Source organism: Staphylococcus sp. FSL W8-1207 (assembly GCF_038003745.1).
GTDB lineage: Bacteria > Bacillota > Bacilli > Staphylococcales > Staphylococcaceae > Staphylococcus > Staphylococcus equorum.
The window spans coordinates 90,417-114,886 of sequence record NZ_JBBOPU010000001.1 but is presented as its reverse complement, the minus strand read 5'-3'; the positions used below and the strand labels follow the sequence as shown (position 1 = coordinate 114,886).

The following is a 24,470-nucleotide window of genomic DNA, read 5'->3' as shown; positions in this document are numbered from 1 at the left end:
GTTTACTCATTTGAATTTTTCTTACCAAATTTGAGTTTAAATGGTGCATAGAATAATACAAATATAAGTACAAGTCCTAAATAACCTATTAATGGATAGAAAATTGCTACTAAATCTGTAAAACCTACGAAACTCAAACACAAACCAATGATGACTGTAACTGTAAAGAAAAGTTTAAAACGTTTCGTATCTACCACCGTAAAGCGTGTTGCAAATGCATAGAACATACCTAAACCTGTATTGAAAATCATACCGAAAATGACAAAAGCCATAACGACACCAAGTATAGGTGAAATATGATTCACGATACCTAACATTGGCATCTCCATTTCGCCAACAATATCGATTTGTGTAAAGATAGCTAAATGACTTAGTACAATCATAACGCCTAATGCAAGTCCACCGAATAAACCACCTAATGCTGCAACTTTTGTATTTTTCTCAGAACCACCCATAACAATTGCCATAGAAGCACCAACTGCTGTATTAAATGATGCATAGTTTACACCTGCTATAAACCAGTTCGGTAATGTTGATGGTTTCGCATCTGAAATTGTATTAAGTTGTGAGAATGGTACATCTGTTGTCATAAAACTATAAACTGAAATTATTATAATGAATATAATTAAAAATGGAGTTATATTCCCAATTACTTTAACAACGCCCTCTACTTTCATCATACCCGCAAGTAAAATAAGTATTGTCATAAGAATCGTACCTACAATTGAAGGCAATCCGAATTGTTGATTAAGGTTTGATCCAGCTCCTGCAATCATAACGACACCTACACCAAAGAGTGTAAAGATAATGACTAAATCAATAATCCATCCTAAAATTTTACCGAATATAGATTTTCCTGTGATATTATGTATAACTTCTTTATGAGAATCTGTCTTAGATTTACTTCCTAACCAAACAAGCATCATACCCACATAAGCAAATAATGCTGTAGTAATGATAGCGCCAAATGTCCCCATAATGCCAAAGCTCGTAAAGTATTGAAGTACTTCTTGCCCTGATGCAAATCCAGCTCCTACAATGACTCCAATAAATGCGCTTGCGATCAGTAATATTCTTTTCATAATTAAGCCCCCTATTTTACTTACTATAAATGAGTTGTGTATAATTTCAATACTCGTATATTTGTGTAACATCAATAACTCACTTTTCAATCACTCAAAAAGGTTGAAATAGACGTTTTGATACCGCTAGAAATTTGATATTGATTCTATTTTATCATTTTAAAGCAATTGGATGTTGTTCTTCTCAACGACATCTATATTTAAGTAACGTAAAATCACAACAAAAATTTAAAAATTCATAATAAATTAAATAAAAATCCTCTTAGCTATTAAAGAGTCCTTTATTGAGATTATCTTTGTTCATCAATTTCATTATTTAATTCTAATAGAAATTAAGTTAATCTTTTTTCGCTTTTTCAGTTATATTTTTATATGTTTTTGCTATTATATGAGTTCAATCATAAGATTATTTTAGTTTAAAGTAGCAATTATTTGGGCCGACTCCTGACTCGTTAAGAAAGTACTAACCGAAGATTAGAGACTGTGCCCGCGGAAAACGTGCACAAAAAAATGCCAACAAAGTCGTTAAACTTTGTTGGCAGATTGGCTTTCTATTTTAGACAAACATATTAAGTATAAGTATGAAGATTAAACCAGATACTGAAATCACAGTTTCAAGTAATGACCACGTTAAGAAAGTCTCTTTAACAGTCAAACCGAAATATTCTTTGAACATCCAGAATCCTGCATCATTAACGTGAGATAAAATAACACTACCCGCACCTATTGCAAGCACAACGAGTGCAACGTTAACATCTGATACTTGTAACAATGGTAAGACGATACCTGTAGATGAGATTGCTGCAACTGTTGATGACCCTAAAGCAATACGAAGTACTGCAGCAACAAGCCATGCTAAGAATATCGGAGACATTTCTGTACCTTCAAACAATGTAGCAATAGTATCTCCAACGCCACCTTCAATTAATACTTCTTTGAAAGTACCGCCACCACCAATAATTAAGATCATCATCCCAATTGGATAAATCGCATTAGATACTGAATCCATAATTTCTGAGTTTTTACGTCCTTGTTTAATACCCATAGTAAAGATTGCAAACAGTACAGCTATAAGCATTGCCGTAGCTGCAGTACCAATAAAGTAAATAAATGATTCAAAGCCATTTGTAGCTTCTTCATGGCCTGTAATCAATTGTACAATTGTTGATAGCAACATCAAAATAACAGGAGAAATCGCAGTTAATAAACTGACTCCGAATCCCGGCATTTCTTCTTCTGAAAATTCTTTTTGTGCACCTAAGGCTGATATATCGCCCTCACGTGTATAAGCCGTTGGTGCAATTTTTTGTGCAATTTTATTAAACAATGGTCCAGCTATAATTGTAACTGGAATTGCAATAATCATACCGTAAAGTAATACGTGGCCTAAGTTTGCGTCTAATTCTTTAGCTATAACTACTGGTCCTGGATGTGGCGGTAAAAATCCGTGCGTTACAGATAAAGCCACAACCATTGGAAAACCTAATTTTAACTGTGAAACATTTGCACGTTTAGCAATCGTAAATACTAAAGGAATCAATAATACTAAACCTACTTCAAAGAATAAGGCAATACCTACAATAAACGCAGCTACAAGCATTGCCCATTGTACATGTTTAGGTCCGAACTTATCGATAAGCGTGTCGGCAATACGTGTCGCACCCCCACCATCAGAGAGTAGTTTCCCTAATATAGCACCTAATCCGAAGATCAATGCAATATGTCCTAGTGTACTTCCCATACCATTTTCTACTGTTTCAATGATTTTATCTAAAGGCATACCTAGTAAAATTGCAGTCACAATTGATGTGATAATTAATGAAATAAATGTGTTTAACTTTAAGAAAATAATAAGTGATAATAATACGATAATTCCTATTACCACCGTAATCAATGGCCAAATTGTTTCAAACATCATCGTTCTCCCCTTTCAAATTAAAGATTGAATTAGAACTTTACAGACATGTATCTAATCAATCGTGGTAACGCTTTCTTTCATAATTAAAATTTTAAAGAGTATGTGACAAGTTCTTCGTAACGTGAGTGTCGCTTGTTTACTTGTCACTTTTCTCTTTAAAGGCTCTTTCTATATCGCCTTACTATGGTTTGTCATCCGTCATATGTTCACGTTGGAATGTTGCAATTTCTGTGTAGCGATCCTCTAATGAACGACTTAAGTTGATAAATATAGAAATGAGTTGTTGATACACCTTCACATTATCTTGGTTCGGCTTATGTTCGTTTGTAGTACCGACCATCTCTTCGATAATAGAAAAATCATCAATTTCGCCAAGTGCTTTCATTCCTAATACACATGCACCTAAGCAAGAGCTTTCATAACTTTCAGGTACAATTAAATTCGTATCAAAAATATCTGCCATCATTTGGCGCCACACTTCACTTTTCGCAAAACCACCTGTTGCTTTAATTGTCGAAGGTGTTTCATCCATTACTTCGATTAGCGCAAGATATACGGTGTAAAGATTGTAAAGAACACCCTCTAAAGCAGCACGAATCATATGTTCTTTTTTATGCGTTAGTGTTAATCCAAAGAATGAACCTCTGGCATCTGCGTTCCATAATGGGGCACGTTCACCAGCGAGATATGGATGGAAAATCAATCCTTCTGCACCTGGTTTAACTCGATTAGCAATTTTAGTTAACACGTCATATGGATCGACGCCTAAACGTTTTGCAGTCTCTACTTCGCTGGCTAATAATTCATCACGAAGCCAACGTAATACGACACCACCATTGTTTACAGGACCACCTATAACATAATGATCTTCAGTTAACACATAGCAGAAAATACGCCCTTTATAATCTGTACGTGGTTTATCTATCACCGTTCTAATTGCTCCCGATGTTCCTATCGTCACCGCAACTTCACCTTTTTTAAATGCATTCACACCTAAATTGGAAAGTACACCATCACTTGCACCAACCACAATTGGTGTATTTTCATCTATGCCCATCAATGTTGCATAGCGACGTTTCATACCTTTTAAAATATGTGTTGTTGGTACAACCTCTGGTAATTGTGTCTCTTCAATACCTAGCAGTTCTAGCGCTTCTTTGTCCCAAGCTAATGTTTCTAAGTTAAGCATCCCAGTAGATGATGCCATAGATTGATCTATAACAAATTGCTCAAATAATTGATAGAAAATATATGTCTTAATATCAGCAAATGTAGCAGTTTGGTTGTATATTTCTTGTTGTTCATGCTTCATCCAAAATATTTTAGCCAACGGGGACATAGGATGGATTGGTGTGCCGGTTCTTTGATATATTTCATTACCATTATGTTCATTTTTAATCTGTTCAGCGTATTGGCTTGCGCGATTATCTGCCCAGGTTAAATTTTCAGTTAGTCGTTGGTTACTCGCATCCATTGCTATTAAACTGTGCATCTGAGCACTAAATGAGATTAATTTAAGATCTTCTTTAGCAATATTAGCTTCTCTCATTACATATTTAACTGTCATTAACACTGCATCAAATAACTCATCTGGGTTTTCTTCAGAAGTTTCCACATTCGGTGTATGCAATGGATAACCGATATTGTGTTTCATTATAAATTGACCTTTTTCGTCGTAGAGTACTGACTTCGTACTCGTTGTGCCTATATCGACACCTATCATGTATTTCATGATTTTTCCTCCTACTTCTTTTACCGGGTTAAAACACTAATTTAACCAGAAACTGTCAACATCCTCGCCAACATCATCAAAGTTGAGATGGAATGCTTCTCTAAGTTTTGCAGCATCTTGCTTCGCAATCGCTTCTATAAACACTTCATGATTACGATGAATACGCTCAAAATCTTCTGGATTCTCGCTCATGCGTTTACGCATTGACAATAATATCAGTGCTTCCATTACCGGTCTTAAGTTATTCCAAAAAGTTTTTAAGTATTGGTGCTTTGAAGCGAGTATCGTAACTTCATGAAATTTCATATCATGTTCAGTAAATGCTTCTGCATCTTCAAATTTAACTGCCACTTTCATCATTTCTAATTGTTTACGTAATTCTTTAACAATCTGTTCATTATTCAAAGTTTTGATTCTACTAAACGCAAATGATTCCAACATTATTCTTAAATCATAAAGTTCTTTTTTCTCTGTATCATCAAAAGGCAATACTTCTGCGCCCATTCTTTCTAAATGTATCAATTGATCTTGCTTTAATAATTTAAATGCATCCCTGACTGGTGATCGACTAACATTAAATTCTTTAGCAATTTGATTCTCCGTCAATAACGTATCTGGCGTTATTGTGCCCTCAACAATTCTTAAACGAATCTCTGCAGCAATCATTTCACCTTTCGAGACACCCTCTAGCCATTGTTCTGGATACTTATAATTCATGATGATATCACCTCTTTTTATCAATACGATATACTTGTATACAAGTATAGTAATACACAACTTCACTATTTGCAAACGCTTGCAAAGGGTGTTTTTATCTATTTTCAACTAAAAAAACCGACATGACAGGTCTTGAACCTATCATATCGGTTATTATATTTATTTTACTTTATAAAAATTTGAAGCATTATGACGGTTGAAGCTCACGACATCCATTCCTCAGCAACAACAAATTAGAGCTTCAACTTTAATGTAGTTTTACTTAATTATCGAATACTTCAGAATGTATATTTTGCATTTTACTTTCAACCATTGTGATTTCGTTTGCACATTGCTTTAATGCATTTCTATAGTTCTCAGTATTTTCCGTGTTTTTATAACGTATTTTATGCTCTAAGCTTGCCCACATATCCATACCAATTGTTCTGATTTGAATTTCTACAGGCACAGTTTCTACTGTATTAGCTAAAAATACTGGAATTGCCACAACGATATGTAAGCTACGATATCCATTATCTTTAGGATTTCCAATATAGTCTTTACGTTTCAAGAGCTTCACATCTTCTTGTTTAAGTAATAACTCTTCTATCACATAAATATCATCTATATAGTTACAAATCACTCTAATACCTGCAATGTCTAATATATTTTCTCTAGCTGACTCTGTGCTTATCTCTAATCCTTTACGATTTAACTTTTTAATTAAACTTCGCATTTCTTTAACACGACGCTCCATATGATGGATTGGATTATGTTTATACATTTGTTGAAAATTATCATCTAAAATATCTAATTTTGTACTAATTTCTTTAAGTGCTGAAGAATATAATTGTTCCAAAGCAACGAACCCTATTACCATATCAAATGCATCTTCTTGATTATTGATATGCTTTATACTCTCTTCAAATTCTTCCTTCAAATCGTCTATATTTAGTGATGGTTTACGTTCAATGTACATATTTCTTTCCTCCCAAGAAATCTACTTAGACTACATTATAGCTGATTTTTATTTATTATCTAAATAAAAAGATACTTCAAATATGATAAAGTACACTTTTAAAAAATCGTTGTTTTTTCAAACTAAAATATGTTTATAAAAAAAGTACTAGTCCATCAAGTTAACGGAATAGTACTTCGGCGATTAGTATCTATGTCCCGAAATCTCATACTCTATGTTCTATTATTTCATGGGACAATTGAATATTTGATTGCTATTCATCTTTCTTATGTTCTCTCACTTCTGTCGATCTGTTATCAGCAATATTACGTGCACGTTTCATCGCATCCTCTTTCTTATCAAAACTATCAGAAGCTTGCTTAGCACCGTCCGTTTTAATCTTCCATTTATTATCTTCATAATAAACGTGAACATCTTTATTATTTAATTCAGGGTTCGCTGAATCATCTTTTTCATGTTTAGTTATTTTCTTGTTTTTCAATTCGTCTAATTCTTTTTTAGAAGCGTCTTTATACCAAGATTCAGCTTGTTTAGTTGCAATAGGTATTGCTCTATCTTCCTTATAACCATCTTTAAGCATCGCATTTCCAATATCTATTGCTTTTTTAAGTTCTAATTTTTCCATGTTTTTCCAACTTTGTGGGTAATCATCCATTGTCCAAGGCATTAACTTTAACCTCCTACGTTATAATTTATTCTTCGTCTTAATTGTTGTTTACCACTGCTGAAAAGTTACAAACAAAGCAATATACACTTTCAATTAAAAACTCAAAATAGATAGCAATGATTAATTTTCTTAATGAACGGGAATTAAAGTATGAATCTAATCATTTCACACACTATTTAAAAGGAGGGATATAATGACAAATATAGCGATAGGTTTAATTCCTTCACCTGACATGCCACACAAACTTATTAATAAAATTTCCGATTATCTAGCCGATGATATCCATAACCATGTAGATGATAAAACAAATTGGGATTTTGAAACACATGTCGCTTCCATGGTTGGGACAGCTGAACATATGGATAAAGCACTAGATATCGCATCAAATATAAAAAAACAAAAGAATTGGGACTACACAATTTGTATCACTGATTTACCAAGCCTATCTAATAATAAAACTGTGATTTGTGATATAAATCTAGATGACAAAACAGCATTAATATCTGTGCCAGCATTAGGTGCTGTGAATTTAAAACACAAGCTACGTCATTTTATTACATTTATTGTTAAATATTTTTTTACTTCAGGTTCAGATAAAAGCCTTTTGAAATCAAAGTATTTTAAATTAACAAAATTCAATGAAGTTATACCAAATGAAGATAACAAACAAGATAATAGAAAGCGTATTGTTTCTAAAACATCATTTTTAGGTTGGTTTCATTTAATCTTAGGCATGACTTTTTCTAATGAACCTTGGTCTGCTATTTTAGATTTCAAAAAAATTATTTCAGTATCCTTTGCAACTGGAACATATATCGCAATCTTCTCAACACCATGGGATTTGAGCTTAGATTATGAATACTGGCGCTTTATTCTACTCATGTTATTATCTATAAGCGGCATGGTCGGATGGTTAATATATTCATATAATTTATGGGAACGCCCAAATCCAAAAACACAACAATCCTATCGTTTCATTTACAATTTCACGACATTGACTACATTATTCGCTATCACCATTTTTAATTTTGCTGCATTATTTATATTACTCACAATAAGTACATTATTATTTGTACCACCAGAGATCTTTTCTAGCTGGACTTCTTTGAATGAAAAACAACCAACTTTTGTCAACTATATTAACCTTATTTGGTTTATCACTTCGTTGGGTATTTTAGCTGGTGCCATGGGTTCAACAGTTGAAAATGCTGAAAAAATCAAACGTGTAACATATTCATTCAGACAATATTATAGATATAAAGAACTAGAACAAGACGACGATAACACTAATAGTACTATTCAAGCGTCAGATTACAATAATGGCAAAAAACTATCACACAGTGAGGAGGATTCCAATGACAAATAGGATGATTGAAATCGGATTAGTAGCGGCACCAGGTATAACGGAAAAAATCGCTCACAATCTTGAAAATAACTTGCCAGACATATTAGCGAATTATTTCGCTAAAGATATTGAATGGAAAATCAATACAGTTGTTGATCCCCTTACTGGTTCTGCAGAAACTTCCAAAGAAATATTCGAAAAAATTGCTAACTACCAAAATAATAATAATTGGCAATACACTATAGGACTGACTGACCTCCCTATTATTAAAGATAATAATGTTATCGCTTTTGATATTAATAAAAGTAATGGTGCCAGTTTAATTTCCGTACCTTCCTATGGATGGCGACCAGTTCAAAAACGTATACAAAAATCTATAGTTGGAATTATTGAAACTGTGAATATGGATCATTCACAGGATTTACAAAAAAATGATTACAACGATAAAGGAAGTCAAGAGAAATTAAAATCACAATTTCCACTTTCAACTTTAAAATCACGCACAGCATATTTAGAAGACACAAATTCCAAACATACACACTATTTTGTTTCATCTAATACAAAAGGTTCTTTTCGTTTAATCAGTGGTATGACATTTGCAAACAACCCATTAAACATGCTCAGTAGCTTGAGTAATGTCGTAGCCATCGCATTCACTACTGGTGCTTTTGGTATCGTTTTTACTACGATGTGGAATTTAAGTTATGTTTATTCATCTTGGCGCATGTTACTCATGATGGTAGTCGCCATTTTGGGCATGATGTTTTGGATTATTGTAGCGCACCATTTATGGGAATCGAAAAAAGAAAGTAGAAATAAAAGAGTTACGATGTTATATAATTTGACGACAGTGCTAACGTTAACTGTTTCACTTATCATTTATTATATAATATTGTTCTTTTTATTCTTAATTGCTACTCTTGTAGTCTTGCCTTCAGGCTATTTAGGTCAAACTTTACAAATGGGTGGCTCCGCAAATTTAATCACTTATATAAATCTTGCTTGGTTTGCTACTTCTATATCAACAGTTGCCGGTGCAATTGGTGCTGGTTTAAACAATGAAGAACTCATATTAGAAAGTACTTATGGTTTTAGACAAAAAGAACGTTATAAAAAAATGGAAGACCAAGAAAAACAACAAGAACAGAAAAGAACTGAAGCTAAGAAAGATATTGAAGAGAAGAAACAGGAAGAAGAAAAGAAAGCAGAACAAGAAGCTAAAAATAAACAAGATCACTAGGGACAGTCTTACCTCAGACAAACCTCAGACTTCCTTTCATACTTGAAAACTTGTTTGACACCTTAAAACAAATAAAAAACAAAGCAAGCCAACCAGTGATTTCATTCATCATAAAGGTTGGCTTGCTTTTTAAACTTGTGCTAAATTTACTTTTTGTCTTGCGTTCATACAATTATTTTGAATGCTCATCAATGATGTTTTAATGTGCATATACTGAGGTAGTTCGGGTATTTCTTGAACTTTAATATGCGAACCTCTTTCAAAATGTTTTGCTATATTTTCAAAAATAAGTAAGTATTCACCCATTGTTTCATCATCTATATGATACCTTTCTTCATTACTCAAAGCTCTTGTAAGCATAAAGCTAATTTCTTCTAGAGCATAAATACTCGGATAATAATACTGTATAACCATCTTATTACTAAACAGTTCACCATTTGCGCTGTTATATACTTGCTTCATGTTATTAAGTTTCACGCTTGACTGAAGCATTTCTTGTTTGTCTTGTTCTCGTGATGAATATTTACTACTTGCAAACAAGTAATGGAATAATACTGCCTCGTCTCTTGCTACGTCCGCTAGTGTTGCTGGTAACATGGATGACGCTGTCTTTCTGCCTATTACCAATAAACAAATAACAGCAATTGCGATACCCACAATTACATCAATCACACGTGGTAATGCAATTAAAATTGTTAAGTGATTCGCTGCTATACCATTCAACAAGATCACTTGAATCGTTATAAAAATAACAGCGAATGAATAGTTAGCACCCACAAATACCTCTGTCACACCTGCTGCTGCAGCTAACAAGATAATCGCAATTGGTAACGGTGGCGTCGATAATAAAATTAGAGATAATACAAGCACACCTATAATTGTACCAACACCCCTAGATCCAGCACGTTCAAAACTATGTAACGTTGTTGAACCTAATAGTACTGTATGTGTACTTAAAGGGATCCAATATGCTTTTTCAAAGCCAAACATAAGTGCAATAAAAATTGAAATAGCCATAATAACTGTATAGCGTAATGTATTTCTAAACACAAAGGAATCCAAAGTTAAATTTGTTAACATACGGTGTCCATAAATAGGAACACGAATATCAATTTCATGTTCTACACGTTCATTACCTGCATTCATGATTGCATCTACTTTGAATATATTATCAACTAGATTTTGATATTGGTCATCAATTTCCACTGCTTTTGTCCATTGTTTTTTAAAATTACCTTCAGAGTATACAAGTTTTATTACAAAATCTGCCATTTCTTTGATTTCTTTAGGTAAAGGACGCATGTTCTTTTCATTCAGCTCTAATAATTCTGAATGAATACCTTGCGCTGTATTATGAAGTAATAGCAAACGCTGAAATTCGGGCGATTCTTTAGATTTCGCAGTACTAGAAGTAATCAGTTGAGTATCTGAATTTCGAAAAGCAGTCACTGCGAATTGTGATGCTTTAGCAAATGCCTTCGGATCATCAAAATTATAAATAAGTTGTTTAATGATATTATAGTCATTTTTGATGGCTTTTGACTCTGCAGATTCTTTAGAAATAACTATAAGTATAGTAACAATTAATGTTGCTAATAATCCCCCAACAAACATAGCGAGCCCTCTATATAAAGCTTCTTCTGGAGCTACAGGTAAGTTGAAAGGTAAACTGAAAGCAACAATAAAGAATGTCGATGAAGGTCCAGGTATATTCAATGAACTAAATATATAATACGGAATGACCGTAACTATAAGTAGTAATACACCAAAGATAAGTGGCTGGTTTACTGTGAGCGTACCTAATATCATTGCTATAGATAACCCTATCGATGAGAAAAATACGATACGCAGTTTTGATTTAGATGACCCACCAAATACATATATATGTGCTAAAGTACCAGTAGATATTAATAATCCTGTAGAAAGATGACCCATTAAATAACCAATAATGAGTGGGATAAACATTAATATAGCTTGTCTTAAACCTTTAGCAACATCGATTTTCATGGAATTAAATCGAACAAGTGACTTTAAATATTTAACCAATGTTGGTGTTCATCTCCTTTAATATTTTATTTTTCATTAGTTTAATACGTGTGTGCTCTACAAATTAAAGTCTTTAAAAAGCACAAATAAAAATGGGAGAAGGAGAGAAATCAAAAATGTGAAATTTGATTTCGTATTCCAACCCCCACAAGGCTGACTAAATATCTTAAAAGTTTGATATAAGTACAATTAGATATCAGACAGCTACTGTGTAATCTCAAATTTACATTTACGACATAGTATGTTGTATTTATATCCCAGTCTTATTAGGTCGTAAACACATGTAGTCTATTTATCTCAGCTTACTAACAATTCAATATTTAATACAATATTGTTTATTATCGTAAAAATTACATATGTCCAACTTAAAACATCACTTTACTATTTTAACACTTTTTGAAAAATATTTTGTCGTATTTGATTGGATAATATCATAGACAATTTATTATAAATCATTTCATTGTTAGTATGATGTAAAAAATCTTTTTATATCGCCCAAATGATTTATTCTGCTTCTTTAATATCTTCATGAACGCTTGAATAATCGATATCTGTTTCTAAAAATTCATCATTATTCACAGGAAAGTGTTGTTCAAGTGTTTCTATATTACTAATTTCTACTGAGCCACTATTAAATTCAAAGTCTAAGACATGGCCACCAAACGTTTTATTTTTATCAACAAAATGTAAATGAAATCCTCCTGCAGCTACGCCATGAAATAATTGTGGAGAATAAAATCCTACAATCGTACCATGCACTTGTTCTTGCGTATATTCAGGTTGTTTTTTAGCCGATTCTATTAATTTAGTATAAGGTATCTCTTGTTTCGGCATCATTCTGACATGAATCATTTCAAATTTACCGGTGATTTTGACAGCTATAAATATATTATTACTCGCTGCTTGACGTTGTATTTCATTTAACAAAGCTTCAGAGTCCGTGATATAGCGAACATCAAATTGCTTATCTACTTTGAAAGGGGTAACTGTAGAAAATGGTGTCATTTCATTACCTTCTAATTGTTTGAACTCACCATATTCATTGGCATGATATGCGTTACCATCTAATATAATAACTTCACCATCAGAACCAGTTAACGTTCCTATACCTAAATCACCATGTTCTAAAATTTCGTTAATCGTAGCAGTGCCTTCTAATAAACCTGCCATCAACGTCCCTAAAGTTCCGTGTTGATATAACATTATTTCTTCTCTCCTTACTAAAACGTATTACTTACTTTTTAAAATAGGGGTATTTTTATTATAATTGCTTCCAACATGAAATTATACACTATTATATTACACTGCAACAGCTTAGTGTCTTAATCGACCATATTAAAAGGCATAAAAAGTCTAAACTCACGAGATTGTGTAAGTTTAGACTCTTATTTTTGAAATGGTATTTTATTTAGTTTGAGAAACCTTAATATCAGGTTTTGTAATCAAATATTGCGTAACTTCTTTGAAAAAGTGTTGAAAGTGTTCTGTGCCATTGTGTACTTCTAAAGCTTCTTCATTTTCATATTGTTCGATAAAAGCAAATGTATTAGGCTCATCCGTTCGTTCAAAATGTGCATAATACAATGCGCCGTCTTCTTTGTTAGCTGCTAGTACAAGCGGTTCTACTAACGCTAAATACTGATCACGCTTTGACGGATCAATTTTCATTATCGCATTTACAGTAATCATCTTTTTCTCCTCCTAGGAAATCATTATCTTTATAAATTACCGCAAACTAAATATCGCAAACATTGCATGCTTAATATCAATTGTTAAAAAAAGTATCATTCAGTAATAAATCGAAATACTCCAAATTTTGAAACCAAATATATCAAAAAAAGACTAACTCCCCCTTTGAAGTTAGTCTTTTATTATATATAATTTCTCCCGTTTTAAACTAAATGAGTGACTTTATAGTTTAATATAAAACTTCATCTAGCTTATTTGTTTAATTTTGACTACATAATTTAAACCCCTTATTTAAATTATGTTTTACTTTTTCTTGCCAACGCTTTTAACAGTTTGACGTACATCTGCTAAATCCCCTTCAACATCGATGTCAGGTTTTTTAGTAAATTTACTTACTACAACCGTTACAATTAAACTTGTTAAGAAGCCTGGTATGATTTCATATAAATTAAAGAAATCATTAATTTCACCAAGTGGTTTAACAAATGCAATCCATATAATTACTACAATTGCCCCTGCTAACATACCACTTACTGCACCAGTACGACTTAAGCCTTTCCAATATAATGACAATAGAACAAGTGGTCCAAATGCTGCACCAAAACCTGCCCATGCATTACCTACAAGACCTAAAATCGTGTCGTTTGGTGTCCAAGCAATCCAAAGCGATATAAGTGCTACAACGATTACTGATAAACGTCCCACCAAAACAAATTCTTTTTGATGTTCTTTGGCTGCTTTCTCACCACGGAATAATTTATAAAAATCTTCTGTTAATGAACTTGATGTCACTAACAATTGTGAAGAAATTGTACTCATAATCGCGGCTAAAATAGCAGCAAGTAAGAACCCACCAACAAGCGGATGGAATAAAATTTGTCCCATTAAAATAAATAGTGTTTCTGGATCTTGTATGTCTGCGCCACCACTATTAATAAATGTGATACCTGTAAGACCAACCCCTACTGCACCTAGTAAGCTGACTGCCATCCAACCGATACCAAAACGTCTTGCTGTTGGTATTTGTTTAATTGATTTGATAGACATAAAACGTACAATGATATGCGGCTGACCAAAATAACCTAGGCCCCAAGCAAAGAATGAAATAATACCTATTGCTGTTGTACCTTTAAATAAATCCAAATTCGTAGGTTTTATTTCTGCTGCTTGTGATATTGTATCAAGTCCACTTAACTGCATCATAGCAACAATCGGTACCATAACCATAGCGATAATCATAACGACCCCTTGGAAAAAGTCTGTTAATGATACTGCTAAATAACCACCAAAGAATGTATATGCAATAACAATAATTGCTACGATTACCATACCTAAGTGATAATTTACACCAAATGCACTTTCAAATAATACCCCACCTGAAACCATTCCAGAATGAGTATATAACGTAAAGAATACAACAATAATTGCCCCGGCAATTATTTTAATAGAGTTAGATTTATCATCTAGTCTATTTTTAAAGAAATCTGGTAGCGTAATGGCATCCCCAGCTTTCTCTGTATATACACGGAGACGCGGTGCTACAACAATATAGTTTATGTATGCCCCTATAGTTAGACCAATCGCTAACCACGCTGCTGATAGCCCAGTTGTATAAACTTCCCCAGGTAGTCCCATAATCATCCAACCACTCATGTCGGATGCACCTGCGGATAGTGCTGTTACATATGGACCAATATTTCTGCCGCCCAACATATATTCACTGACATTGCCTGTCGATTGTTTAAAGCCATAGTAACCTATGCCTAGTAAAACAATGAAATAAACAATTAGCATAATATAAGTTTGCCAGTTCGGGTCTACTTGACTCTGTAATGATGCTCCCAATGTAAACATTGAACAAACCCCCTTTTATTTTATGATTTTGTCACATGCATTCATTATACAAAAATCAGAGAGATTTTAAACCACTTATCAGAAAGTTTTTTCTTATATTTTTTAATAAAAAGGTTTTATGGCACTTTGAACACTGATATATAAGCGTTTTTAACGCTTAAAATTAAAAGTGTAATAATTCTCCTTTGGTGCTTTTAATCTCTTTTTACTATTCACAAAAATGTATGTTTCCCACAACTTTTATATAAATATCGTTTTTAATGTATTTGAGTAACATGTTATTTTACATTATTTTTTGTAATAATCGAACTTTTTTATTTATAAGCTTATGTATACATTTTCTATCTTTTATACATTATTAAGCCATTTTTTAGAATTTATTTACAGTTAATAATATAATAAGAAATAGACATAATAATCAAAATTAATGCTACAATAAAAACTATATAATGAAAGCGTTTTACATAGCTGTAATACAAAACATTACAAAAACTATACAACTGGAGTGACATAAATCATGTGTAAAACAACGGATAAAAGCGTAAAGGACAGATATTTAGATTTACTTTCAGAACAATTCCACTCAAAAGAAGAATTGGCTACAGAAATCATTAATTTGGAATCTATTTTAGAACTTCCAAAAGGTACAGAACACTTCGTCAGTGATTTACATGGCGAGTTCCATGCTTTCCAACACGTGTTACGTAATGGCTCTGGAAATGTACTGTCAAAAATCAATGACATTTTCCAAGATACTTTAACACGTAAAGAAATTAATGAATTTTCCTCACTCGTATACTACCCAGAAGAAAAAATAAAATTAATAAAAAATAATTTTACTTCTAAAGCTGAATTAGATGAGTGGTATGTAACTACAATTAATCGTTTAATTAAATTGATTACATATGCCTCATCAAAATATACACGAACAAAATTACGTAAATCGCTGCCTAAAAACTATGTCTTTATTATTGAAGAATTACTGTATAAAAGTAATAAATACAATAACAAACATTCCTATTACGAAACATTAATCAATCAAATCATAGAGCTTGAACAATCTGATGATTTAATCATCGGTCTATCATTTACCATCCAACATTTAGTAGTTAATCATTTACATGTTGTGGGTGATATTTATGATCGTGGACCAGAACCAGATAAAATTTTAGAAACACTTATTGATTATCCCTCAGTAGATATTCAATGGGGCAATCATGACGTTTTATGGATTGGAGCATATGCTGGTTCTAAGGTTTGTTTAGCCAATTTACTGCGCATTTGTGCACGTTACAATAATTTAGATATTGTTGAAGATGCCTATGGTATTAATTTACGTCCATTATTAACACTTGCTGAGAAATACTATGATGGTAATAATAAGGCATTTCAACCTAAAAATACTCAGGATTTAACCCAAGCAGAATTAGAACAAATTACGAAAATACATCAAGCTGTCGCAATCTTACAGTTTAAATTAGAAGCGCCTATTATTAAACGTCGTCCAGCATTCGAAATGGAAGAACGTTTAGTGTTAGAAAATATCGACTATGCAAAAAATGAAGCAACATTGTACGGCAAGACTTACACGTTAGAAAACACTTGTTTCCAAACAATTGATCCTGAAGAGCCTAATAAATTACTTGAAGAAGAAGAAGAAGTGATGAACAATTTATTATTATCTGTTCAACAATCAGAAAAATTAAAACGTCATATGACTTTCTTAATGCAAAAAGGTAAGCTCTATTTGCCTTATAACGGTAATTTACTTATCCATGGTTGCATTCCTGTAGATGAAAACGGTGAAATGGAATCTATGACGATAGACGGTGAAAAACGCTATGGTCGAAATCTATTAGACTACTTTGAAACTCACGTCAGAAAAGCATTCGATAATAAAGAAATTGAAGATGACTTAGCAACTGATCTCGTGTGGTATTTATGGACTGGTAAATATTCTTCACTATTTGGTAAACGAGCAATGACAACTTTCGAACGTTACTTTATTAGTGATAAATCAGCACATAAAGAAGCTAAAAACCCATATTATTATTTACGTGAAGATGTAGATATGTGTAAAAAAATGCTAAAAGACTTTGGCTTAGATCCTGAACAAGGCCATATTATCAACGGACATACCCCTGTGAAAGAAATTGATGGCGAGAATCCAATTAAAGCAGAAGGTAAAATGATCGTAATCGACGGCGGCTTCTCAAAAGCCTACCAATCAACGACTGGTATCGCAGGCTATACCTTACTTTACAACTCATTCGGTATGCAGCTTGTAGCTCATAAACATTTTAATTCGAAAGAGCATGTTCTGCTTAACGGTGCTGATGAACTTTCGATTCGTCGCGTCGTAGATAAAGAATTACAACGTAAAAAAATACGTGATACGAATTCAGGTCAAACTATCCAAGAAAAAATCGATATCTTAAAAGAATTAATGCATGACCGCTTCGTAAATTAAAACAACTCAATAAACGCATAAAAAATCCATTTGCTAACAATAAATTATTGCGCAAATGGATTTTTTCTATATATTCTGATGTAAATAAGCGTCTTTCAAATAACCAATCATCCCTTTTTCTGATTCTACAGGATTATTATTACCACGCTTGAATGTTACGACTTTACCATCACTAATATGATAAAGTATCATATCATTTTTAGTTAACTCACCTTTACAAGATACTGGTATTTCTATAATATTGTGATCTTTAATAAAACGGTTAAACCAACGTGATGTAAAATTCCAATCAAAAAGGATATGATTTTTGATTGGCCCGTCCACATTACTTCGTGCATGTTCATCACTAAACGACACGGGCATCATATCTACATTTTTCAAACCAAATTCTGGGACTAATTCATTAAATGCTAGACTGTTAAATACAAATGATTGCGTCATGAGTAAACATTTGTTGTAACGCGTCATATCTGCATAAATACGATCATTACTAGACAGTAAATTGCCTTCAAAAATTTCAAAATCTAAATCATGTGAGCGTTGAGACGTATTTTTAAATAAATTAAATGCCATAACTGGAATATTATGTTCTCTCAATTTTGCGCCGAGATGAAAAGCAAATTCACTTTCTCCTACAATGATTACACCTGGTGGTTCTGTACTTGAAAGCCTCATAACTTTACTCAATGGTAAGAAACTAAAACCATAAATTACTACGGTAATAAACACTAATCCAAAAGTAACTGGCGTGATGAATTCAGCCATTGGTGTACCTTTCTCTACAAATAAGCCACCAAAAAACTGAGCAACAGTAAGTACGACAATACCACGCGGCGCCATCATAGATACCATCGCGCGTTCACGTTTTGAAATTTCTGTATTTATCGTAGCCAGTATGATTGAAATCGGTCTAATTAAAATAATCATGATTGCACAGAAAATAAATAATTTCCATGACATGACACTTTTTAACACTTCTAATGTTAAAGAAGATGTAATTAAAATAAATACCGTCGAGATCATGATTGATGATGTGTTCTCAATAAAATGATCAGATTCTTTGAATATTAAATCGTGACGTTTCATACGTGCCATCATTAAACCGAAAATTGTAACTGCAAGTAATCCAGATTCTGGTAAAATTTCATCACAAATAGCAAATATTAATAAAATAAAGACTAATTGAATCGGTGGCATGAGATTTTGAGGGATTAAATCACGTTTAATCAGCCACATAAATAAGTATGATGCACCAAAACCGATGACCACAGCTACTAAGAAGCGTAAGACGAAACTCAATATAATTTGCAATTCAAAGCCCTGCTCAAATATTTGAAACACATAAAAAGCACCGAGCGCTAACATAGGTCCAATAGGATCAAGTATGATACTTTCCCATCTTAATATTGAATCTACACTTTTTCGAACTTTAGCTTGTTTTAATAATGGTTGAATTACGGTAGGCCCCGTTATTAAAAATAAACCGCCTAAGACGAGTGAAATTGCCCATGAGAATCCTAATACATAATGTAAGGCAATTGAACCTAAGATCCAAGCAATCGTAGCTCCTATAGTAATGATACGCATCACTGCCTTAGAAATACCTTTTAATTCACGAAAGTCTAAATTACTACTTCCTTCGAATAAGATAATAGCTACAGCTAATGATACTAACGGACTGAACACTTCTTGTCCTAAACTTTCTTGAGGGTTAATCAGACCAAATATAGGCCCTACGAGTAACCCTACGATAGCCATGACTACAATCGATGGCCATTTAATTCTGGTAGCAAACCACTGGCTGAAAATGCCGAGCGCTAAAAATATAACGATGAGCAACATTAATGGTAAGTTTAGTAAAGTCACATAACTCCCTCTCTCTATTTTTAATATCAAACAATTTTTGTATACTTTCTTTCAAAAATTCATTAACAGAAAAACATACTATCAAAATTTTAAGTTTAACGCACTAAAATGACCTTCACTATATACCCACACATATTTCACTTTAATCGTAGTGTTATTCCGAAATACCTCATTAAGTACTCTCCTGATATACATATGTCTACACCAAATAAACTTTCGTGTTTATTTCTCTTCCTTTTTAAGGTAGAATTAACTATTGTGATGCTTTTTATATAACATAACTTAATTCGGATAATGAATTGTCATGAAAGGATTCCAAACAATATGAATAAATTAAAAGAAATTATTATTGTTGCTTTTGCATTTGTCGGTGTTGTAGTAGGTGCTGGCTTTGCTACAGGGCAAGAAATTTTCCAATTTTTTACAAGTAACGGTAATTTTAGTGTGTATGGCGTTTTTATTACTGGCTTGATTATTACTGTTGGCGGGGTTTTTGTACTGAACACAGGTTATCGTCTGCGTTCACATAGCCATACAGAACCGATCAAATTTTACTTACCTCGTACTATTGCAACGATATTTGATGTCATATTAACATTATTTTTATTTGCATTAGCAATGATTATGACTGCAGGTGGCGTATCTACAATTAATGAAAGTTTTGATATTCCCTATGGTCTTAGTTCATTTTTATTAATCTTAGTTATTTTATTAACACTATTTTTAAAATTTGATCGCTTAATTACTGTATTAGGCATGGTTACCCCATTCTTAGTCTTAATTGTAACGATTATTGCCATATATTATTTTTCAACTGGCCAATTTAATTTTGAGGCTGCTAACAGCTATGCAAATAGTGAAGGCCGCACAGATAACTGGTGGTGGTTCGATGCCATCAATTACGGAAGTTTACAAATTGCTGCTGCTTTTAGCTTCCTTTCAGTAATGGGAGGTCGTTTAAAATTTGAGAAATCAACTATTTGGGGCGGTATTTTTGGTGGTATTATCATTACCTTCCTATTATTAATGCTCAATCTCGGTATGGTTACAGAATTTGCCCAAATTACAGGCGTTGCACTCCCATCATTATTACTAGCCAATAATATTTCCCCTTTTATTGGTGTATTTATGGCTATCGTTATGATTTTAGTTATTTATAACACAGTCGTAGGATTAATGTATGCGTTCGCTTCACGCTTTACTGAGCCTTATAGTAAATCGTATTACATTTTAATTACCATAATGGCAATTATTACTTTTGCTACAACTTTTATTGGTTTTATCGAATTGATAGGCAAAGTATTCCCTATCATGGGTATTTTCGGTTTCATTCTATTAATTCCAATATTTATTAAAGGTATACTTAAAAACAAACCCGAATAACACATAATTGATTATCTATATTCCGAAAGAAAATCAGTTTTATAGGATACAGACAAAATTGAATATTTTGCCACCGCACTGAGTCACTCTATTTTGAGAGTGACTCTTATTTTTTATCTATTTTAAATCTAGTTATTATGATCTATAAATTAAAAAACAAGACATAAACTGCATGCGCTCTATTACACACATGAAGTTTATGTCTTCTATTTCTTGCTATTGTTTTAATGTTTCACATTTTTCATTATTATATATTATTGATTTAATACTGTTTGACCTGCTTGAATACCTGCTTGCGTCAGTTCGTGACTATTCACCCAAACTTGCGTCACATTTGCTCCACGACTCTCAAAAATATCAATTACGTTCTTACTAGCTTCTACAGTAACGATTGGATCGTTTTCTCCCATAGAAAGTAATACATCTACATCACTTAAATCTTTATTGTTCACTAAATCTACAGGATAAAGTGGTGCATATAACAATGCTTTTTTAAATGTAATATCATCATGTAACATCATGCTAATCGCTATATTTGAGCCATTTGAAAATCCTACCGGTATGCCTTGTGCTAAATCAAAGTTATATTTATCAGCCGCTTCTTTTAAAAATGTAATTAAGCGCTCTGTTCTATATTCTAAATCTTCGATATCGTATTTTCCTTCTCCTAAACGTTTGAAGTAACGGTTCATACCATTTTCAGAAACCTCTCCTCTAACGCTTAATACATTATATTTAGAATTCAATACTTCACCTAATGGTAACAAGTCGTTTTCATCCCCGCCTGTACCATGTAATAAAATAAATGTAGGTGCGTTTGCTTCGCCTTCTTTAAAAATGTGTTCCATATATCGACATCTCCTTTAATTGTGTATTATATTCATTAAACTTGCTACTGTGTAAAATTGCTATTATCATACATCATTATATTTTAATTGGTGGTAAATGGCGTAAAAGTTCTTCTCTTTTTTCTTCATATTGAGGTGGTAACATCAAATGTGTACCAAGTTCCTCAAACCGTTCATCAACGGTAAACCCTGGCCCCTCTGTCGCAAATTCAAAAATAATACCACCATGTTCTTTCATGTAAACTGCATTAAAATAATTACGGTCTTTAACATCTGTTACGTGGTAACCTTTTCCTGTCATTTTTACTTGCCAACCACGATGGTCTTTATCTGTAGGTACAGACCAAGCAATGTGATGTACAACGCTAACACCCCAACGTACATGTTCTTCCGGTGCGACTTTCTGAACCATGACGTGATGTTGCCAATCACCAGCTGTTTCAATATGGATATAATCATCGTTTTCACTTACTTGCGACAATCCCATATCATTTGTTAAGGTACGTGCAGTCGCTATTGGATCCATCGACAACATCGTTACACCATGAAAACCAATAATGTCTTTGTCATTATCTGCATTTTTTTCTCCTTCAACAAGTGCCAATGGCAAACCATGTATATCATCAAACTCTAAAGTTTCTTTATCGAATAACTGTGTTCTTTCTACATTTATATCATTTTCTAGTAAATGTTGTTCCCAAGCTGCAATAGCATCTTTTGGAATTCTAAACGCAATTCTTTCAACTTGGCCTGCACCAATACGACCTTTATGCGCATTTGGCCAATTGAAAAACGTTAATATCGTTCCATTATCGACGTTGCCATTCGAGAAATATAAATGATACGTAGACGGGTCATCGAAATTCACTGTTTTTTTAATTAATTTTAAATTTAATATATCTCTATAAAACTGAATGTTTTCTTCTGGATTACCTACAATTGCTGAAATATGATGAATGTGTTGAATTGCTTCCATAATTATTCCCCCCCTAATTATTTACCTTTGCACTTTTTTTAAACGCGAGTACTTTATCGTTTTGTGTTAAATGGTTTGACTTCTGATTCAATATATTCACGTTGTTCTTCTAAAAATGGTGGCAGTGCTAGACTTTCTCCAAGTGTTTCATATGGTTCGTCACCCATAAAACCTGGGCCATCTGTAGATACTTCAATTAATATATGACCAATACGTGCATATAAAGCTTCAAAATAAAATCTATCTACTAAGCCAGAATTACCTATACCTAATTCTTTATATTTTTCCATCCATTGCTCAATTGCTTCATGATCTTTTAATCTAAATGACACATGATGTACTTCACCGTAGCCTTGACGCGATGCTGGTCCTTCAGCATCTTTTCTTAAAATTACTTGACCGCCATTGCCACCTTCGCCGACCTCTAATAAAGCAACATTTTCTTCTTCATGTTTCACTTTCATACCAAAGACTTGTTCTAATATTTTGATAAAATCTTCAAAATAGCTAACTGTAATTTCAATTGGCCCCAATCCATAAATAGCTTTGTCTGTTGGTACAGGAGCATTTTTCCATGGTGTACCCGGTGCAACACCTGTATTATGTTCATCTGATACAAGTTGGTATCTTTGACCATCCACTTCTTCAAATGGTAAAACTTTTGTGCCAAATAACGTTTGTATGCCATCATGTTTTATTTCAAAGTCATTAAAACGTTGTTCATAATATTCAAGCGCTGCATCATTTGGAACTCTAAACGATGAACGTGAAATTGAATTTGTTCCCCCAGTACCTTTTGGCACATTAGGAAAATCGAAAAATGTCATATCTGTTCCTGGTGAACCTACATCATCTGCAAAAAATGTGTGATACGTATATATGTCATCTTGGTTTACTGTTTTTTTAACAAGTCTCATACCTAATACTTCTGTGAAAAATTTATAGTTTCTTTCTGCATCGTCAGTGATCGCAGTTACGTGGTGGATACCTAATAATTGATTGTTTGTCATAATAAAACTCCTTATTTTATAATTTATCTCGATTTCGAAGTAATTTTCACTAAATTTTAAAAGTGCTACTACACTTCTGTGGATTGAGCACTTATTTTTTTCAAAGCTTGTTTTAATGTGGTCATTTCTTCATCGGTAAGTACCGAGAATGTTGATGTTAACGTTGCTGCATGTTCTGGAAATATATCATCCATCAATGCATGTCCTTGATCGGTAAGCGAAGCATTGGTAACACGTTTATCTTGTTCATTACGTATTCTGATTACAAAACCTTTTTCTTCTAATTTATCTACAACATATGTGATGCTACTGCTAGCAATTAATACTCTCTGTCCAATACGTTGTATCGGTTGATCACCTTTGTTATACAATAATTCCATTACTTCAAATTCTGTAAGATTTAAGCCATAACGTTGAACGTCTGTCCTAACAATTTGTTCCAAATAGTCTACCGTTCGGTTTAATCCAATGAATGTATTTAATGATTCTTTTGTACGGTCCATTACGTCACCAACTTTCAATTTGTTTCGAATTCGAGATAAATATAACACCTCTCAATAACATAGTCAACATATAAGTATAAAAAATATACCAAAATAAATAAAACATCTATTTTATGGTCTTAGTTGAGACTAAAAGTCATTTTCATCGCTTATTTTCACTTCAAAA

At 32.9% G+C, this 24,470-nt stretch carries 19 protein-coding genes; 4 read left to right on the top strand and 15 right to left on the bottom strand.

All coding sequences use genetic code 11. The features are described 5' to 3' along the window. Positions 1-2: 2 nt before the first annotated feature. From NSR03_RS00490 to NSR03_RS00465, 6 genes are all read right to left on the bottom strand, one after another. A complete protein-coding gene (locus NSR03_RS00490) occupies positions 3-1,082 on the bottom strand; it encodes a YkvI family membrane protein (protein WP_002506714.1) in 1,080 nt (359 codons plus the stop codon). 556 nt (positions 1,083-1,638) lie between these two features. After that, the gene (locus tag NSR03_RS00485; protein ID WP_002506713.1) at positions 1,639-2,997 is read right to left on the bottom strand and encodes a gluconate:H+ symporter; all 1,359 of its coding nucleotides are present in this window, start codon (positions 2,995-2,997) and stop codon (positions 1,639-1,641) included. 184 nt (positions 2,998-3,181) lie between these two features. After that, entirely contained in the window at positions 3,182-4,732 is a 1,551-nt protein-coding gene (gntK, locus tag NSR03_RS00480) for a gluconokinase (RefSeq protein WP_021338574.1), read from the bottom strand. 36 nt (positions 4,733-4,768) lie between these two features. Then, complete coding sequence (locus NSR03_RS00475) at positions 4,769-5,449, bottom strand: GntR family transcriptional regulator (RefSeq protein WP_021338575.1); 681 nt, start codon at positions 5,447-5,449, stop codon at positions 4,769-4,771. A gap of 262 nt (positions 5,450-5,711) precedes the next feature. Further along, a complete protein-coding gene (locus NSR03_RS00470) occupies positions 5,712-6,407 on the bottom strand; it encodes a GTP pyrophosphokinase (RefSeq protein WP_002506710.1) in 696 nt (231 codons plus the stop codon). A gap of 253 nt (positions 6,408-6,660) precedes the next feature. Then, on the bottom strand, positions 6,661-7,074 hold the full coding sequence (locus tag NSR03_RS00465; RefSeq protein WP_002506709.1) for a DUF2188 domain-containing protein: 414 nt from the start codon (positions 7,072-7,074) through the stop codon (positions 6,661-6,663). 193 nt (positions 7,075-7,267) lie between these two features. Between NSR03_RS00465 and NSR03_RS00460 the strand changes: the two genes are divergently transcribed. Together NSR03_RS00460 and NSR03_RS00455 are read left to right on the top strand one after the other, a co-directional pair. Then, positions 7,268-8,440, top strand: a complete 1,173-nt coding sequence (locus tag NSR03_RS00460) for a hypothetical protein (RefSeq protein WP_069813391.1) — start codon at positions 7,268-7,270, stop codon at positions 8,438-8,440. Next, positions 8,430-9,659 carry a tripartite tricarboxylate transporter TctB family protein gene (locus tag NSR03_RS00455; RefSeq protein ID WP_069813393.1) on the top strand — a complete coding sequence of 410 codons (1,230 nt, stop codon included), beginning with the start codon at positions 8,430-8,432 and terminating at the stop codon, positions 9,657-9,659. The genes NSR03_RS00460 and NSR03_RS00455 overlap by 11 nt, the downstream gene beginning before the upstream one ends. Positions 9,660-9,788: 129 nt before the next feature. On the opposite strand, the gene NSR03_RS00450 is transcribed toward NSR03_RS00455, so the two are convergent. The 4 genes from NSR03_RS00450 to putP form a co-directional block, all read right to left on the bottom strand. Continuing rightward, the gene (locus NSR03_RS00450; RefSeq protein ID WP_141713896.1) at positions 9,789-11,705 is read right to left on the bottom strand and encodes an FUSC family protein; all 1,917 of its coding nucleotides are present in this window, start codon (positions 11,703-11,705) and stop codon (positions 9,789-9,791) included. A 504-nt stretch (positions 11,706-12,209) separates the two neighbouring features. Next, entirely contained in the window at positions 12,210-12,908 is a 699-nt protein-coding gene (gene budA, locus NSR03_RS00445; protein WP_069813394.1) for an acetolactate decarboxylase, read from the bottom strand. 201 nt (positions 12,909-13,109) lie between these two features. Beyond that, the gene (locus NSR03_RS00440) at positions 13,110-13,394 is read right to left on the bottom strand and encodes a putative quinol monooxygenase (protein WP_002506704.1); all 285 of its coding nucleotides are present in this window, start codon (positions 13,392-13,394) and stop codon (positions 13,110-13,112) included. Positions 13,395-13,697: 303 nt separating this feature from the next. Further along, a complete protein-coding gene (gene putP / locus NSR03_RS00435) occupies positions 13,698-15,248 on the bottom strand; it encodes a sodium/proline symporter PutP (protein ID WP_021338583.1) in 1,551 nt (516 codons plus the stop codon). 517 nt (positions 15,249-15,765) lie between these two features. Between putP and NSR03_RS00430 the strand changes: the two genes are divergently transcribed. Further along, complete coding sequence (locus tag NSR03_RS00430; RefSeq protein WP_046465959.1) at positions 15,766-17,718, top strand: fructose-bisphosphatase class III; 1,953 nt, start codon at positions 15,766-15,768, stop codon at positions 17,716-17,718. Positions 17,719-17,784: 66 nt separating this feature from the next. Here NSR03_RS00430 and NSR03_RS00425 read toward each other — a convergent pair whose 3' ends face one another. Then, the gene (locus tag NSR03_RS00425; protein ID WP_031265858.1) at positions 17,785-19,560 is read right to left on the bottom strand and encodes a cation:proton antiporter; all 1,776 of its coding nucleotides are present in this window, start codon (positions 19,558-19,560) and stop codon (positions 17,785-17,787) included. A 348-nt stretch (positions 19,561-19,908) separates the two neighbouring features. Here NSR03_RS00425 and NSR03_RS00420 point away from each other — a divergent pair, with 348 nt between their 5' ends. Continuing rightward, positions 19,909-20,967, top strand: a complete 1,059-nt coding sequence (locus tag NSR03_RS00420; RefSeq protein ID WP_021338586.1) for a YkvI family membrane protein — start codon at positions 19,909-19,911, stop codon at positions 20,965-20,967. A 254-nt stretch (positions 20,968-21,221) separates the two neighbouring features. On the opposite strand, the gene mhqD is transcribed toward NSR03_RS00420, so the two are convergent. From mhqD to NSR03_RS00400, 4 genes are all read right to left on the bottom strand, one after another. Continuing rightward, positions 21,222-21,815 (bottom strand): methylhydroquinone degradation carboxylesterase MhqD, encoded by a 594-nt coding sequence (gene mhqD / locus NSR03_RS00415; protein WP_069813396.1) that lies wholly within the window; start codon positions 21,813-21,815, stop codon positions 21,222-21,224. A 76-nt stretch (positions 21,816-21,891) separates the two neighbouring features. Further along, positions 21,892-22,791: a VOC family protein gene (locus NSR03_RS00410; RefSeq protein WP_021338587.1), complete on the bottom strand. Its 900-nt coding sequence runs from the start codon at positions 22,789-22,791 to the stop codon at positions 21,892-21,894. A 53-nt stretch (positions 22,792-22,844) separates the two neighbouring features. After that, positions 22,845-23,801 (bottom strand): ring-cleaving dioxygenase MhqE, encoded by a 957-nt coding sequence (gene mhqE / locus NSR03_RS00405; RefSeq protein ID WP_046465962.1) that lies wholly within the window; start codon positions 23,799-23,801, stop codon positions 22,845-22,847. Positions 23,802-23,869: 68 nt separating this feature from the next. Further along, entirely contained in the window at positions 23,870-24,304 is a 435-nt protein-coding gene (locus NSR03_RS00400; protein WP_002506696.1) for a MarR family winged helix-turn-helix transcriptional regulator, read from the bottom strand. Positions 24,305-24,470: the final 166 nt, after the last annotated feature.